This window comes from Thermopolyspora flexuosa (assembly GCF_006716785.1).
Lineage (GTDB): Bacteria > Actinomycetota > Actinomycetes > Streptosporangiales > Streptosporangiaceae > Thermopolyspora > Thermopolyspora flexuosa.
This window is the reverse complement of record NZ_VFPQ01000001.1, coordinates 38039-53186: the sequence shown is the minus strand read 5'-3', so window position 1 is coordinate 53186 and position 15148 is coordinate 38039. Positions and strand designations below refer to the sequence as shown.

Sequence of the window (15148 nt, the reverse complement as noted above, 5' to 3'; positions counted from 1 at the left end):
GTGTTGTCGGGTGAGTATCTAGCCGTGGAACCGGAGAGCGAACGCAGCCGCGGGCTGCGCGAGGGCGACCTGCTCATCCGCCGCTACCGGCTACTGGAACGGCTCGCCGAGGGCGGCATGTCGGCCATCTGGCGTGCCTTCGACGAGTCGATCCAGCGCACGGTCGCCATCAAGGTGCAGGACGGGCCGCTCGACGGCGAGCCGATCTGCCGTGAGCTCATTCGGCGTGAGGCGCGGACCGCGGCCCGGCTGCACCACCCCGACGTGATCGAGGTGTACGACTACGGCGAGACCGTCACCACCCAGGGGCGGATCGCCGCCTTCGTGGTGATGCGGCTGCTGGAGGGGCGGCCGCTCGCCGAGCGGCTGCAGGAGGGACCGCTGCCCTGGTGGGAGGCGGCCCGCCTCGCCGAACGCATCGCGCTCGTGCTCGCGCTCGCGCACGAGCGCGGCATCGTGCACCGCGACGTCACGCCGGAGAACGTGCTGCTCACCCCCGAGGGGCCGAAGCTCATCGACTTCGGCATCGCCGCGATCACCGGCGAGGAGGGCGACGAGCGGCTCAACGACTACGGCACGCCGCCGTACGTCGCGCCGGAGCGGCTGCGCGGGGTGACCGCCGACCCGGCGATCGACGTGTACGCGCTCGGCGTCATGCTGTTCGAGATGTTCACCGGCGAGCTGCCCTACCCGGAGCGCACCTGGGAGGCCCTGGAGGTGGTGCGCCGGATCGGGCCGCCGCCCACGCCCGAGGTGCCGGGCCTGCCCCCGGAGCTGGCCCGGCTCTGCCGGAGCTGCCTCAGCCAGAACCCGGAGGAACGGCCGAGCGCCCAGCAGGCCGCCGAGATCCTCGCCCGCGCCGCGGCCCGGCGGCGCAGGCGGCACATCCGGCCCGCCTGGGCGGCGATCTCCGGCCTCGCCGTGGTCGCGCTCGCGGCGGGCATCGCGGTGCTGTCCGGGATCGGCGACCGGCAGGCCACCAGGACCGCCGGGGTCGCGGACGGGCCCGTGGCCCGGCCGCCCGCGCGCGTGCCCGAGGCCGGCGGCGGCGTGCCCGGCGCGTCCGGCGGGGACGGCGGCCGGGCGGTCCGGCCGGCCGAGCCGCGCACGGTCACCCCGCCGGCCGAGCGGGAGGGCGGGCGCCGCCCGGCCGTACCCGACCGGCGGACCGGCGGGCGGGACGGTGACCGGGCCGGGGGCGCACCGGCGGCCGGGGGCGGCATCGCGCGATCCGTCCCGCGGCGGCCGGAACCGGCGCGGCCGATCGGCCGCTACGAGGCGGCCCGCCGCGGGGGCGCCGCGCGGGAGCGGCTGCGGCCCGAGGCGGCGCTCGACCTGACGTGGGTGGTGCACCCCGTGGCCGGGGAACCGGACGAGCCGGACCGGAAGGGCGCGGACACCTCCGGCGGGTTCCCGGTCCGCGAGCGGCCGGGCCCGATCAGAGCGGGCACCGCCGGGCCGGGCGCCGTCAGGGGGGACACGGCCCGGCCGTACGCGGTCAGGGCGGTCCGGGCGGATCTCGCCGGCGGGCTCGGGGTGCGGCTCACCCTGATCCACGGCACGCCCGGCCACGACGCGCCGCCGCCCGGGTGGGACCCGGCCTGAGCCGCCCACCGCCACGCCGGATCCGCCGGCACCCCGGGCACGCGCCGTACAACCGCGGTGTCCTAAGGTGAATACGCGCGGGCGCCATGCCCCCATCGCCGCCCCCGAAGCCGCCGCCGCTTCGCCGCGGACGGCCGTCGCCGTGAGGTGCCCATGTCCGGACCACCCGAGCGAGGCGCGTTCCTCCGCTATCCGATCAACGAGGACCTCTCCTTCCTCCGCCGGCAGGTGGACGACTACCTCGCCTCGCTCGGCTTCGACGAGCGGCGGCGCATGGACTTCGTGCTCGCGGTGAACGAGGCGCTCGGCAACGTGCTCGACCACACCGACGGCCCGGGCACGCTCGCGCTCGGGTGCGACGCCGAGCACGTCGTCGCGGAGATCAGCGACACCGCCGGGCTGCTCACCGATCCGGACGCGGGCATGTCCCCGCCCCCGCCCGGCGCGCCGCGCGGGTACGGCCTGTGGCTCATGCGCGAGCTGTGCGACACCGTGGAGATCGCCACCGACGACCGGGGCTCGGTGGTACGGCTGCGCATGCGGCGCCCCGCGGCCCCGCCGCACGCGGCCGCGGCGGACGGCGCGGCGGGCTCGCCCGCGGGCTGACCCGGCGGGCCGTACCGGACCGGCGGCGATTCCCGGAAAACACCGGAAACCACCGCTTTGTCCTCGCTACGCTACAGATCCACCTGCGCACCACCGGCCCCGGCGAAAGCGAGGAACCACAGTGAGCGAGTACGCGGCGACCTTCGACCTCGTGGACGCCGACGGCGACGGCCTGATCTCGGCGCAGGAGTTCGCGCGGCTCATGGAGGTCCTCGGGCAGCCGATCACCCTGGAGGCCGCCCAGGCGGCGATCGCCACCATCGACGCGGACGGCGACGGCCGGATCAACCTCGACGAGTTCTCCGCGTACCTCGCCTCGGCCCGCTGAGCGCCGCACGGCCCCGGGCCGCGGGAAATCGCCGTCCGGCCCGCCCGGGCCCGGACCGGAAACGGGCGCCCATGGAAACGATCATTTCCCCGGCCGGGCACGGCCGTGGCGGCGCGCCGAAATGGCCGGGCGGCCGTCCCCCGGGTACCGCGCCGCACCTCGTCCCAATTTTTTCAACAGGCATCGGGAATTTTCCCTCGCGAACCTGCCATACCAGCCGCTGACCTGGGCATTCGGCCAGGCGGTCGGCACCTCGGCAGGGCGTTTTCCGGCCGCGCGCACCCCCGCCTCCGTTTCGCGGGCCCGAGGGCGGGGAGGTTTGACCCTTGAACCTCTTTTCCCATCGTGATAACGCTCTCCGGTGGAGTTACGGTGGTCAGGGGGAGAGCGGAACCATCCGGTGTCGCGAGACGTTCTCCGTCTAGGAGGCCGGGACAGTGGACTCGTGGGTCTTGTGGCTGATTCTCGCGGCGGTGCTGGGCATCGCCGAGGTCTTCACGTTGACGGCGGCCCTGGGACTGCTCGGCCTGGCGGCCACATTGACCGCCGTGACCGCGGCCCTCGGGGTGCCGGTGCCCGTTCAGCTGATCGTGTTCGTGGTCGCGTCGATCGCGGGACTGTGGGTCGTCCGGCCGATCGCCCGGCGGCACATGATCCAGCCGCCGCCGCGGCGCTTCGGCGTCTCGGCCCTCGTCGGCAAACCGGCGTACGTCGTCCGTGAGGTGACCGCCCGCGACGGCAGGGTGCGGATCGACGGGGAGGAGTGGTCGGCCCGCTCCTACGACGAGTCGATCGTCATCCCCGTCGGCACCACCGTGGACGTGATGGAGATCGAGGGAGCCACCGCCCTCGTCTACCCCAGGGAGTGATTCGATGGACGCCGCCCTGATCGCCGGTATCGTCGTCGCGTTCCTCGCCATCGTCACCGTGCTGAAGGCGGTGCGCATCGTTCCGCAGGCCCGCGCCGCGAACGTGGAACGGCTCGGCCGGTACTTCCGCACCCTCGAACCCGGCCTCAACTTCGTCATCCCCTACGTGGACCGGGTCCGGCCGCTGATCGACCTTCGCGAGCAGGTCGTGTCGTTCCGGCCGCAGCCGGTCATCACCGAGGACAACCTCGTCGTCGACATCGACACCGTCCTGTACTTCCAGGTCACCGACCCGCGCGCCGCCGAGTACGAGATCGCCAACTACATCCAGGCGATCGAGCAGCTCACCGTGACCACGCTGCGGAACGTCATCGGCGGCATGGACCTGGAGAAGACGCTCACCTCCCGGGACACGATCAACAGCCAGCTGCGCGGCGTGCTCGACGAGGCGACCGGCAAGTGGGGCATCCGGGTCAACCGCGTCGAGATCAAGGCGATCGACCCGCCGAAGACGATCAAAGAGGCGATGGAGAAGCAGATGCGCGCCGAGCGGGACAAGCGCGCCGCGATCCTCACCGCCGAGGGCCAGCGTCAGTCGCAGATCCTCACCGCCGAGGGTGAGAAGCAGAGCGCGATCCTGCGCGCCGAGGGTGAGCGGTCCGCCCTCATCCTCCGGGCGGACGGCCAGGCGAAGGCGATCGACCAGGTCTTCCAGGCCGTGCACCGCAACGACCCGGACCCCAAGCTGCTCGCCTACCAGTACCTGCAGATCCTGCCGCAGCTCGCGCAGGGCCAGGGCAACACGTTCTGGGTCATCCCGAGCGAGGTGACCGCCGCGCTGCAGAGCGTGTCGAAGGCGTTCACCGAGTCGCTGCCGCGCGCCGCCACCACCGAGCAGCAGAACGCCGCCACCGCCGCGTCGGCCGCCGCCGCGGTCGAGGCCGCCCGCCAGGCCGAGCAGGCCGCCGCGCAGGCGAAGGCCGAGGCCGAGGAGAGCGCGGGCCCGCGCCAGATCTCCGCCCGCGCCGCCACCCCGGACCCGATCCAGGACCTGGCCGCCGAGCCGGCGAAGGACCCCGCCAAGCCCGCTGAGTGACCGGCCCGCCCGCGGGATCGATGCCACGCCGGGCGCACCGCACGGCACGGTGCCGGACACCGGTACGGCCGGCCGTACCGGTGTCCGATGCCGCCGGGTCGCCTAGTCCGAGCAGGGCTCCGGCTCGCGGGGGGCGCGCAGCACGTAGCCGACGCCGCGCAGGGTGTGGATGAGGCGCGGCTCCCGGTTGTCGACCTTGCGGCGGAGGTAGGAGACGTAGGACTCGACCACGTTGTGGTCGCCGCCGAAGTCGTAGTGCCAGACGTGCTCGAGGATCTGCGCCTTCGACAGCGCCCGGCCCGCGTTGCGCATGAAGTAGCGGAGCAGCTTGAACTCGGTCGGCGAGAGCCGTACCTGCCTGCCCGCCCGCCACACCCGGCGGGTCTCCTCGTCGAGCTCGAGGTCGGCGACCTGGAGCCGGGCCGGAAGGGTGTGCTCGCCCCGGCTGCGGCGCAGCACCGCGCGGATGCGGGCGAGCATCTCCTCGAGGCTGAACGGCTTGGTCACGTAGTCGTCCCCGAGGCCGAGGCCGAGGATCTTGTCCTCGGTGGCGTCCCGGGCGGTGAGGAACACCACCGGGAGCCATCGCACGCTCGCGCGCAGCCGGTTCGCCACCGCGAACCCGTCGAGGTCGGGGAGCATCACGTCGAGCACGACGAGGTCGGGGCGGCAGCGCTCGGCGAGCTGCAGCGCCTCGCGCCCGTCCGCCGCGGTGACCACGTCGAACCCGGCGTGGCGCAGGCTCGCCGAGAGCAGCTCCCGGATGTTCGGCTCGTCGTCGACCACGAGCAGGAGGCCCTCGGGCCGCCTGATGGTGGCGTTCGCGCTGGTCATCGTTCCGCTCCGTCCGCCGGTCCTGATCCTTTCCCGGGGTCGCGGCCGGGCGCCTCGCCGGTGCCGGGCCACCACGGCCGCGGCGGGGCCGGGGCCGGGCGGGTGTCCGGCGGGCGGCGGATCCCCTCCCACGCCCGGCCGGTCCCGTACGGCCGGCGGCCCTGGTCGGGCGGTCGCACCGTCATCCGGCGCCGCCCTGGCCACCGTCACGGCCTCGGCCGCCGCCCGGCGCACCGCCGGGCCCGCCGCCGAACCCGGGCCCGCCGCCGAACCCGGGGCCGCCGCCGCGCCCGGAGGCCTGGCTCACCTCGGTGGCGTCGACGCTGCCGTCGTCGGCCTGCGTGCCGCGCACGATCACGGTGGTGCCCTGCTCCAGGTCGGAGACCGTGCCGTCCTTGGTCACCCGGATCCGGGTGTCCTCGCCGGTGCGCACGGTGACCGTGGTGCCCTGCATCGTCTCCAGGTAGATCGTGTCGCCGTCGACCCGGCTCACCGTGCCGATGGTGGCCCCGCCGCCGGGGCCGCCGCCGAAGCCGCCGCCCCGGCCGCCCTGCCCGCGCCCGAAGCCGCCGCCCTGCCCCTGGGCCGCCTGGCCGGCCGCCCCGGGCCGCTGGGCCGCGCCCCCGCCCGCGGCGACCTGCCCGCCACCCCGGGCGTCGTCGCCGCCGAACGCCTTGTGCGCCTGGATGCCGACGATCACGCCCGCCACGAAGATCACGCCCGCGCCGAGCGCGACCGTCACCTTCGACACGCCCCGGCGCGGGGCGGCGGCGAGCTCGGCGTCGACGTCGGAGCCGAACGGGGAGGTGGCGAGCGGGTCCTCCCCCGGCCGGCGGGCGCCGGTCTGCCTGTCGGGTGTGGGTCTGGTCGCGGTCATCTGTCTGGTCCTCTCCCTTCGCGGCGGGGGCGCCGCCGGGCCGTACCGGCCGGTGGTGGCTCAGTCGTGGCGCAGCGCCTCGATCGGGCGCAGCTTGGCCGCCCGGTTCGCCGGGAACACGCCGAAGAACAGGCCGATCGCCACGGACACGCCGAGCGCCGCCACGATCGAGCCCGGCACGATCACCGGCTGGATCCCGGCGATGGTGAACCGGCTGCCGAGCACGCCGATGGCGACGCCGAGCAGGCCGCCGGCGAGGCTGAGCATGGTCGCCTCGGCGAGGAACTGGCCGAGGATCGCGCCCCGGGTCGCGCCGATCGCCTTGCGGATGCCGATCTCCCGGGTCCGCTCGGTCACGGTGACGAGCATGATGTTCGTGATGCCGATGCCGCCGACCACGAGGCTGATCCCGGCGATCGCGGCGAGCAGCACGGTGAAGGTGCCGGCCGCGGTGCTCACCGTCTCCTGCAGGGCCGCCTGGTTCTGGATGCGGTAGTCGGGGCTCGCCGTACCGGTGATGCCGTGGCGCTCGTTGAGGATCGCGGTGATCTCCGCCTCGGCGTCGTCCACCACGTCGGCGCTCTTCGCCTGCACCACGATCTGGTCGAGCGGGCCGAACCCGGTGAGGCTCTGCTGCACCGCGGGCAGCGGCGCGATCACGATGTCGTCGGCGTCCTGCACGCCCTGGGTGCCGGTCTCCTTCAGCACCCCGACCACGGTGAACGGCACGCCGCTGATCGTGATCTGCCTGCCGACCGGATCCACCTCGCCGAACAGCGCCCCGGCCACGGTGGTGCCGATCACGGCGAGCTTGCGGGAGGCGAGCACGTCGTCGTTGACGAAGTACGAGCCCCTCGCCACCGGCCGGTTCGACGCCTCGAAGTAGCTCGGGTACGTCCCGACGAGGCGGCCGATGGTGTGGCTCGCCCCCTCGTAGGTGGCGGTGAGCGCGGCCGCGGTCACCACCGGGGACACGGTCTTCACCGACGGCGCGGCCGAGGCGTCGGCGAGCGCCCGCGCGTCGGCGAGGCTGAGCCGCTTGGCCTGGGTACGCGGGCCGGTGGCGCCCGCCCGCCCGGCGCCGCCGAAGCCGCCCGGGCCGCGCATGCCGCCGGTGAACGACGGGGTGACGGTGAGCGTGTTCGAGCCGAGGCGGGCGATGTTCGACGTGATCGCGTCCGAGGTGCCCTGGCCCACCGCGACGAGCAGGATCACCGCGGCGACGCCGATCATGATGCCGAGCATGGTGAGCGCGCTGCGCAGCTTGTTGGCGAGCAGGCCGCGCAGCGCGAACCGGAGGATCTCGACCGCGCTCATCGCCCGACCGGCCCTTCACCGATCCCGGCTATCCCGCCCGCGGCGGGCGCCGTGCCGTACTCCGGTGTGAACCTCGGCGGGGGCGCGTCCACCGGCACCCGGCGGCGGTCCTCGACGATCTCGCCGTCGATGAGCCGGATCACCCGCTTGGCGTGCGCGGCGACGTCGTCCTCGTGGGTGATCAGCACGATGGTACGGCCGGCCGCGCTCAGCCGGTCGAGGATGGCGAGCACGTCCGCGGTGGCCTTGGTGTCGAGGTTGCCGGTCGGCTCGTCGGCGAGCAGCAGCGCGGGCGAGGTGACGAGCGCGCGGGCCACGGCGACCCGCTGCTGCTGGCCGCCGGAGAGCTCGTTCGGCTCGTGGTGCACCCGGTCGGCGAGGCCCACCTGCTCGAGCGCGGCGAGGGCCCGGCGGCGCCGCTCGGCCGGTCTGATCCCGCCGTACACCAGCGGCAGCTCGACGTTGGCGAGGGCGCTCATCCGCGGGATGAGGTTGAACGACTGGAAGACGAAACCGATCTTGCGGTTGCGCAGCAGGGCGAGCCGCCGCTCGTCGAGCCTGCCCACGTCGATGCCGTCGATCAGGTACCGGCCCGAGGTGGGCACGTCGAGGCAGCCGAGGATGTTCATGAGCGTGGACTTGCCGGAGCCCGACGCGCCCATGATCGCCACGTAGTCGCCGCGCTCCACGGTGAGGGACACCCCGCGCAGCGCGTGCACCTCGGTGGCGCCGCGGCCGTACACCTTGGTCACGCCGCGCACGTCGAGCACCGGGGTCGCGGGCGCCGTCCCGCTCACCGGGGGCCTCCGCCGAAGCCGCCGCCGGGACCGCCGCCGAAGCCGCCGCGGCCGCCGAACCCGGGCATCCTTCCGCCGGTGGTGCCGTTCGTGCCGGTGGTGGCCCGCCGGACCACCTCGTCGCCCTCGTCGAGGCCGGACCTGATCTCGACGAGCGTGTCGCCCCTCACCCCGACCTCGACGGTCCGGCGCACCTCGACGCCGTTCTCCAGCACGGTCACCGTGGACCGGCCACCGGCCGTGGTCACCGCCGAGGCGGGTACGGCGAGCACGTCCTCGGCCTCGTCGACGACGACCTGCACGGTCGCGGTCTGGCCGAGCCGTACCTCCTCGGGCACCTCGGTCATCGCGATCGTCACCGCGTACTGCACCACGTTGTCGCCGGTGCGGGCGACCGGGTCGATGAGGGTCACCTTGCCCTGCGCGGTGACGCCGGTGAGCGCGTCGAAGGTGAACGTGGCGGGCTGCCCCACCTTGATCCTGGTGACGTCGGCCTCGGTGAAGTTGCCGACGATCTGCAGCTTGCTCGTGTCGGCGAGCTCGATGAACCCGCCGCCGGACCCGCCCGAGGAGCCCTGCGCGCTGCCGGTCGCCCCGCCGCCGCCCCGCGAGGAACCCGAGGAGCCGGACGAGCCGGCGGACGACGAGGTGCCGCTCGCGGAGCCGCCCACGGTGCCGTTCACCGCGGTGACCGTGCCCGCGAACGGGGCCTTGAGCACGGTTCCGGCGAGGGCGCGCCTGGCCTCCCGGTAGGTGTTGCGGGCGCTGACGTACTGCGCGTACCCGGACGCGGTGTCGGTGCCCGCGTCCCGCGCCGCCTCCAGCGCCGCCGCCGCGGCCTCCAGGTTCTCCCGCGCCGCGCTGTCGTCGAGCCGGGCCAGCACCTGGCCCTTGCGGACCTTGTCGCCCGGCTTGACGTGGATCTTCGACACCGTGCCGCTGACGCCGAAGCTCAGCGACCGGGTCTTCGCGCTCTCCACCGACCCGGACGCCGACACCGTGGCCGTCACCGTGGCCCGGGTCACCCGCGCGGTCGGCGCGGACACGGCGGGCGCCTCCCGTCCCCCGCCGTTGAGGGACGCGTACGCCACCCCGGCCCCGGCCACGAGGAGCACCGCGAGCGCCCCGTTGAGCAACAGCGCTCTGCGCTTCGTCGACAGCTTCACGAGCCTCGACTCTGCTACACCGCGCTGGAACCCGGCTGGGCCGTTCCTGAACGTTTCCTGATAACTCTTCGGCACCGGCCACATCCGGCCTTCCACCCCGGGCCGATGCCGTAAACGTCCGAGGGCGGGATTCTCAGGAAACCTTCAGCGTCGCCGCAGGCTGGGGTCACATGGCCACGGCAGCATGGCCCCCATGAGGTCGCCAGGTTCGTCCACGGTCGTCAAGATCGGCGCCATCGTGCTCGCCGGTGTCGTCGTGCTGGGCGCGGCGCTGCTCTCCCTCGGGGGCGGGGACACCTCCCCCGAGGCGCGGGCCACGCTCGTCGCGGCGGCGCGCGGGACGGTCACGTCCGTGGTGTCCGCGGCGGGCACCACGGTGGACGCGAACACGCGCGAGCTCGCGTTCGGCGCGGACGGCACCGTCGAGAAGGTGTACGTCAAGGTCGGCGACAAGGTGGACGAGGGCCAACTCCTCGCCAAGATCGACGGCACCCGGGCGCGCGAACGGTACGAGGAGGCCAAGGCGAGGCTCGCCGCCGCCGAGGAGACGCTGGAGAACATCCGGAACGGCACCGGCGGCGCGGGCTCGGCGGCTGCCGGGCGCTCCGGCGGCACCGCGGCGGCGGGTGGCGGCGCCTCGGCCGCCGGACGGGGCGCCACGGCGAGCGGCCGAGGCTCCTCGGGTACGGCCGGGCGGCCCACGGCGACCTCCTCCCCCACGGCCGACCCGTCCTGCCTGCCCTCCGCCACGCGGTCGCGCGGCACCACGTCCCGGGACGGGCGGGCCGAGGCGGCCACCGGCGGCCTCGTGGTGCGGCCCGCCGCCTACACCCTCACCGGGTACGGCACGGCCCCCGACCCGGCCTCCGGCAAGACGGCGACGCCCCAGCCGACGGCCACGGTCACCGCGACGCAGAGCGTGACCGCGACGCCGACGGCGCAGCCCGCCCCCACCGTCACCGTGACCGTCACCGCCACCCCGACGGTCACCGTCACCCAGACCGTGACCGTGCGGCCGACGGTCACCGTCACCGCGACGGTGACCCAGACCGTGACGGCCACCCCGGCCCCCGCCCCGACCGCGACGCGGCCGCCAGCGGTGGAGCCCACGCCGACGAGCCCGGGCGGCGGCCTCGTCACCTCTCCCCCGGCGAGCACGCAGGCCCGCGGTGACGGCGGCTCCGTGCCCGGCACGCCCTCGGCCACCCCGAGCACGACCCCGTCCTGCGGCACGGCCGGCGGCGGCCAGGGCACGGACCAGGGCCAGGGCGGCCAGGGCCAGGGCGGCGCGAACGGCCAGGCGCGGGGGCAGGGCCAGGGCCGCGGCGCGATCGGCAACCCCGGGTCCGGCGGCGCAGGCGGCGCGGGCGGGAGCCGTACCGGGGGCGGCGGCCAGAGCGAGGCGCAGGCCGAGGCCGCGGTGACCCAGGCGAAGAGCGAGCTGCAGGCGGCGAAGGAGGCCCTCGCCGGCGTGGTGATCCGGGCCCCGCGCAAGGGCACGATCCTCTCGATCGCCGGCGCGGCCGGCGACTCCGTCTCCGCGAACACCGCCTTCATCACCCTCGGCGACCTCGACGAGCTCCAGGTGAAGGCGATGGTCACCCAGTCGGACGTGGAGAAGCTCAAGGTGGGCCAGAAGGCCGAGGTCATCCTCGCCACCCGGCCCGGCGAGCGCCACGCCGGCAGGGTGGTGCACATCGACCCGACCGCGACCACCTCGGGCGACCTCGTCCGGTACGGCGTGCTCATCGCGTTCACCCGGCGGCCGAAGGACCTCCTGCTCGGCCAGAACGCCACGATCACCGTGACCACCGGCGAGAGCGTCGACGCGGTCTACGTGCCCGCGCAGGCCGCCCGGCTGCGCTCCGACGGCACCGCCGTCGTCACGGTGGCGACCGGCGACGGCACCGCCGAGCGCACGGTGCGCACCGGGGTGCGCGGCGACCAGTACGTCGAGATCGTCGAAGGGCTGCAGGAGGGCGACAAGGTGGTCCTCCCCGCCTCCGCCTCCTCCGGCGAGTTCCCCGACGGCTCCTTCCCCGGCCTGGACGCGACCCCCTCGGCCACCCCGTCCTGACCCCGGGCCGGGGCGGCCGCGCGCGGGAAGTCCACGGGATCCCGGTCGGCCGAGGGGCGCGCTACGCCGGGGACGGCCCGGAGCGCTCCGGCTCGGTGTCCTCGGGCTCGGAAGCGTCAGGCTCGGCATCGTCGAGCCCGCCGTTGAGCGCCTCCGGCGCGAGCGGCAGGACCACCCGGAACGTCGCCCCCTCGCCCGGGGCGGTCTCCACCGAGACGATGCCGCCGTGCGCCCGGACGAGCGCGGCCACGATCGACAGGCCGAGGCCCGAGCCCGAGGAGGCGGGGCCGTCGGGGCCGCGCCGGGCCCGGGAGGGGTCGGAGCGGTAGAAGCGCTCGAAGACGCGCTCGGCCTCCTCCGGGGTGAGCCCCGGGCCGGCGTCGCTGACCTCGATGAACGCGACCTCCCCGACCGGGCCGGGCGGCCCGGTACGGCCGTCGCGGTACCGGGTGCCGACCCGGATCGTCACCGGCGTGCCCGCCGGGGTGTGGGTGAGCGCGTTGTTGACGAGGTTGCCGAGCACCTGCCGCAGCCGCGCCTCGTCCCCGGTGACGATGAGCGCGGCGCCGCCCGCCACGGACAGCGAGATCCTCCGGTCGGGGGCGAGCACCTGGGCGTCGTGCACCGCGTCCGCGGCGATCGCGAGCAGGTCCACCGGCCCGGTGCGCAGCGGCCGCTGCTGGTCGAGCCGGGCGAGCAGCAGCAGGTCGTCGACGAGCAGCCCCATCCGGGAGGCCTGGGCCTCCACCCGGGCGAGCAGCTCGGCCGGGTCGGCCTCCGGGTTCTGCCGGAAGTACTCGGCGAACCCGCGGATCGAGGTGAGCGGGGTGCGCAGCTCGTGCGAGGCGTCCGCGATGAAGCGGCGCATGCGCTCCTCGGACCGGCGCGCCGCGGCCTCGGAGGCGGCGCGGTCCCGCAGCGCGGTCTCGATCTGGGTGAGCATCGTGTTGAGCGACCGGGCGAGCCGCCCGACCTCGGTGCGCGGGTCGTGGTCCGGCACCCGCAGGCCCAGCCGCCCCGCGGCGATCGCCTCGGCGGTCTGTTCGATCTGCCGCAGCGGGCGCAGGCTGTGCCGTACCGTCACCACGCCGACGACGGCGAGGGCGGCGAGCACCACGCCGCCCACGGTGAGCTCGATCAGCGCGAACCGGAAGATGATCTGGTCGACCGAGGTGAGGCCGATCGCGGTCTCCAGCGTGCCCACGCCCTGGATCGTCGCCGTCCGGGTCCGCCAGCGCAGCTCGCCGTTCTCCGCGGCGGCCGTCTCGATCACCCGCGGCCGATCCGGGAAGGCGACCGGCCAGGACGCGTTCTCCACGGCGGCGCCGATCAGCGTCGTGGTGATCTGCCCGTTCGGGTCCCGTACCCGGGCCACCATCTCCGGCGGGATCCGCGGCTGCCGGGGCGGCGGCCCGGGCAACCGGGACAGGTTGCGCTCCAGCTCCATGGAGAACGCCACGAGCGTGCGGTCGTGGCGCGCGATCAGGTGATCGTTGAGCATCCAGACGCTCGCCGCGCCGAACACGGTGAGCGCCACGGCGACGAGCGCGAGCATCACCGCGATCAGCTTGATCCGGAGCGGAGTGCGCTGGGAGAGGACCTTCACGGGGACGGGGAGAGGGGACGATCAGGACTGCGGGGGACGGCGCAGCACGTAGCCGACGCCGCGCAGGGTGTGGATGAGCCGCGGCTCGCGGTTGTCGATCTTGCGGCGCAGCACCGAGACGTACGACTCGACGATACCCGCGTCGCCGCGGAAGTCGTAGTTCCACACGTGATCGAGGATCTGGGCCTTCGACAGCACCCGGCCCGCGTTCGCCATGAAGTAGCGGAGCAGCTTGAACTCGGTGGGCGAGAGCGCGACCGGCTCGCCGCCGCGCCACACCTCGTGGGTCTCCTCGTCCAGCTCGATGTCGTGGAAGGTGAGCCGGGGCGGCGGGGTCATCGGGTCCCCGGCGGTACGGCGCAGCACCGCGCGGATGCGGGCGATCACCTCCTCCAGGCTGAACGGCTTGGTCACGTAGTCGTCACCGCCGAGGGTGAGCCCTTTGATCTTGTCCTCGGTGGCGTCCCGGGCGGTGAGGAAGACCACCGGCGTGTACGCGCCACCGGAGCGCAGGCGGCGCACCACGTCGAATCCGTCCATGTCGGGCAACATCACGTCGAGGACGATGAGATCCGGCCGGTGACGCTGCGTGGCGGCGACCGCGTCCCGCCCGCCGGCGGCCGTCTTCACGTCGAATCCGGCGAATCGCAGGCTCGCGGCGAGCAGCTCCAGGATGTTGGGCTCGTCCTCGACGACGAGCAGGCGTGCTTCAGGCGATTCGGTCACGCCCCCCATAGTGGCGGTTGGGGCATAAGGTGGCCGGAAACATTCAGGTTCTCTCAGCGACCACCGAGGCGATGTGCCGCGCGATCGCCAGGCTCGAGGTGGCCGCCGGCGAGGGCGCGTTGCGCACCAGCACGATCCGGCCGTACACGTCGATCGCGAAGTCGTCCACGAGCGTGCCGTCGCGGGCGACCGCCTGGGCGCGCACCCCGCCCGGGGCGCGGACCAGGTCGGCCTCGCCGATCGCGGGCACGTACCGGCGGGCCGCGTTGAGGAACGCCTTCTTGGCGAGCGAGCCGTACACCTCGCGCAGGCCGGTGCGCCAGTGGCGGGCGGCGAGCCGCCAGGTGCCCTCCCAGCCGAGGATGGCGCGCAGGTCGCGGAGCCGTACCGTGCGCCAGGTGTAGCCCTCGTAGGCGAGGGCCATCACCGCGTTCGGGCCGACGAGCACCTCGCCGTCGATGCGGCGGGTGAGGTGCACCCCGAGGAACGGGAAGCGGGGGTCGGGCACCGGGTAGATGAGGCCGCGCACCAGGTCCTTGGCGGCCCCGGCGAGCCGGTAGTACTCGCCGCGGAACGGCAAGATGCGTACGTCCCCGGGCCGTCCGGCGAGCGCGGCGACCGCGTCGGTGCCGAGCCCGGCGCAGCAGACCACCCGGTCGAACCGCTGCCGCCAGGAACCGGCGAGCACCTCGACGCCGCCCGCGCGCTCGCGCAGCCCGCGCACCGGGTGGCCGAGCCGTACCGTGCCGCCGAGTTCGGCCACGTCGGCGGCGAGGCGGCGGGCGACGGCGGGGAAGTCGACGATCGCGGTGTGCGGGGAGTGCACCGCGCCGACGCCGACCGCGTTCGGCTCGACCTCGCGCAGGCCGAGCGCGTCGAGCTCGGCGATGCCGGGCACGCCGTTGGCGCGGGCCCGCTCGGCGATGCGGCGCAGCCCGGCGCGCTCCGCCGAGGTGGCGGCGATCACCAGCTTGCCGACCTCCTCGTACGGGATGCGGTGCTCGGCGCAGTACTCGCGCAGCATCGCCACGCCGTCCCGGCAGAGGCGGGCCTTGAGCGAGCCGGGCGTGTAGTAGATCCCGGCGTGCACCACCCCGCTGTTGCGCCCGGTCTGGTGGGCGGCGACGCGGTCCTCCTTGTCGAGCACCGTCACCTCGGCGCCCCGGGTGCGCGCCAGCTCGCGCGCGACCGCGAGCCCGAGGATCCCGGCCCCGACGACCGCGATCTTCTCGCTTCCCCGGGCG

General features: G+C 74.7%; 14 protein-coding genes. 6 read left to right on the top strand and 8 right to left on the bottom strand.

What is annotated here, in order from left to right:
* The first annotated feature begins 24 nt into the window (after positions 1-24).
* The 5 genes from FHX40_RS00195 to FHX40_RS00175 all read left to right on the top strand — a co-directional run bounded on the left by FHX40_RS00195 (position 25) and on the right by FHX40_RS00175 (position 4504).
* A complete protein-coding gene (locus FHX40_RS00195) occupies positions 25-1605 on the top strand; it encodes a serine/threonine-protein kinase (RefSeq protein WP_170198659.1) in 1581 nt (526 codons plus the stop codon).
* A gap of 153 nt (positions 1606-1758) precedes the next feature.
* A complete protein-coding gene (locus FHX40_RS00190) occupies positions 1759-2211 on the top strand; it encodes an ATP-binding protein (RefSeq protein ID WP_142257708.1) in 453 nt (150 codons plus the stop codon).
* Positions 2212-2239: 28 nt separating this feature from the next.
* Positions 2240-2539 carry an EF-hand domain-containing protein gene (locus FHX40_RS00185; RefSeq protein WP_268241043.1) on the top strand — a complete coding sequence of 100 codons (300 nt, stop codon included), beginning with the start codon at positions 2240-2242 and terminating at the stop codon, positions 2537-2539.
* A gap of 437 nt (positions 2540-2976) precedes the next feature.
* A complete protein-coding gene (locus FHX40_RS00180) occupies positions 2977-3408 on the top strand; it encodes an NfeD family protein (protein ID WP_142257706.1) in 432 nt (143 codons plus the stop codon).
* 4 nt (positions 3409-3412) lie between these two features.
* Positions 3413-4504: an SPFH domain-containing protein gene (locus tag FHX40_RS00175; protein ID WP_142257705.1), complete on the top strand. Its 1092-nt coding sequence runs from the start codon at positions 3413-3415 to the stop codon at positions 4502-4504.
* Positions 4505-4606: 102 nt separating this feature from the next.
* On the opposite strand, the gene FHX40_RS00170 is transcribed toward FHX40_RS00175, so the two are convergent.
* From FHX40_RS00170 to FHX40_RS00150, 5 genes are all read right to left on the bottom strand, one after another.
* The gene (locus tag FHX40_RS00170) at positions 4607-5338 is read right to left on the bottom strand and encodes a response regulator transcription factor (RefSeq protein ID WP_142257704.1); all 732 of its coding nucleotides are present in this window, start codon (positions 5336-5338) and stop codon (positions 4607-4609) included.
* A gap of 181 nt (positions 5339-5519) precedes the next feature.
* Positions 5520-6215, bottom strand: a complete 696-nt coding sequence (locus FHX40_RS00165) for a DUF5666 domain-containing protein (RefSeq protein ID WP_142257703.1) — start codon at positions 6213-6215, stop codon at positions 5520-5522.
* A gap of 60 nt (positions 6216-6275) precedes the next feature.
* Positions 6276-7532 (bottom strand): ABC transporter permease, encoded by a 1257-nt coding sequence (locus FHX40_RS00160; RefSeq protein WP_142257702.1) that lies wholly within the window; start codon positions 7530-7532, stop codon positions 6276-6278.
* Entirely contained in the window at positions 7529-8329 is an 801-nt protein-coding gene (locus tag FHX40_RS00155) for an ABC transporter ATP-binding protein (RefSeq protein ID WP_142257701.1), read from the bottom strand. Before FHX40_RS00155 ends, FHX40_RS00160 begins: the two co-directional genes overlap by 4 nt.
* On the bottom strand, positions 8326-9495 hold the full coding sequence (locus FHX40_RS00150; RefSeq protein WP_142257700.1) for an efflux RND transporter periplasmic adaptor subunit: 1170 nt from the start codon (positions 9493-9495) through the stop codon (positions 8326-8328). The genes FHX40_RS00155 and FHX40_RS00150 overlap by 4 nt, the downstream gene beginning before the upstream one ends.
* Before the next feature lie 193 nt (positions 9496-9688).
* Here FHX40_RS00150 and FHX40_RS00145 point away from each other — a divergent pair, with 193 nt between their 5' ends.
* Positions 9689-11572, top strand: coding sequence for an efflux RND transporter periplasmic adaptor subunit (locus FHX40_RS00145; protein ID WP_170198658.1), 1884 nt, complete (start codon positions 9689-9691; stop codon positions 11570-11572).
* A 61-nt stretch (positions 11573-11633) separates the two neighbouring features.
* Here the strand turns inward: FHX40_RS00145 and FHX40_RS00140 are convergent, their stop codons facing one another.
* Genes FHX40_RS00140 through lhgO form a run of 3 tightly spaced genes read right to left on the bottom strand, consistent with a single transcriptional unit; the run spans position 11634 to position 15129 of the window.
* Positions 11634-13178: a sensor histidine kinase gene (locus FHX40_RS00140; RefSeq protein ID WP_280525097.1), complete on the bottom strand. Its 1545-nt coding sequence runs from the start codon at positions 13176-13178 to the stop codon at positions 11634-11636.
* A gap of 21 nt (positions 13179-13199) precedes the next feature.
* Positions 13200-13913, bottom strand: a complete 714-nt coding sequence (locus FHX40_RS00135; RefSeq protein WP_142257698.1) for a response regulator transcription factor — start codon at positions 13911-13913, stop codon at positions 13200-13202.
* Positions 13914-13947: 34 nt separating this feature from the next.
* Positions 13948-15129, bottom strand: coding sequence for an L-2-hydroxyglutarate oxidase (gene lhgO, locus FHX40_RS00130; protein WP_142261449.1), 1182 nt, complete (start codon positions 15127-15129; stop codon positions 13948-13950).
* Positions 15130-15148: the final 19 nt, after the last annotated feature.

Excerpts from the sequence above, each read along its gene's own strand:
- FHX40_RS00170 (WP_142257704.1), bottom strand. The coding sequence starts at position 5,338 with ATGACCAGCGCGAACGCCACCATCAGGCGGCCCGAGGGCCTCCTGCTC.
- FHX40_RS00135 (WP_142257698.1), bottom strand. The coding sequence starts at position 13,913 with ATGGGGGGCGTGACCGAATCGCCTGAAGCACGCCTGCTCGTCGTCGAG.
- FHX40_RS00145 (WP_170198658.1), top strand. The coding sequence starts at position 9,689 with ATGAGGTCGCCAGGTTCGTCCACGGTCGTCAAGATCGGCGCCATCGTG.
- FHX40_RS00165 (WP_142257703.1), bottom strand. The coding sequence starts at position 6,215 with ATGACCGCGACCAGACCCACACCCGACAGGCAGACCGGCGCCCGCCGG.
- FHX40_RS00190 (WP_142257708.1), top strand. The coding sequence starts at position 1,759 with ATGTCCGGACCACCCGAGCGAGGCGCGTTCCTCCGCTATCCGATCAAC.
- FHX40_RS00175 (WP_142257705.1), top strand. The coding sequence starts at position 3,413 with ATGGACGCCGCCCTGATCGCCGGTATCGTCGTCGCGTTCCTCGCCATC.
- FHX40_RS00160 (WP_142257702.1), bottom strand. The coding sequence starts at position 7,532 with ATGAGCGCGGTCGAGATCCTCCGGTTCGCGCTGCGCGGCCTGCTCGCC.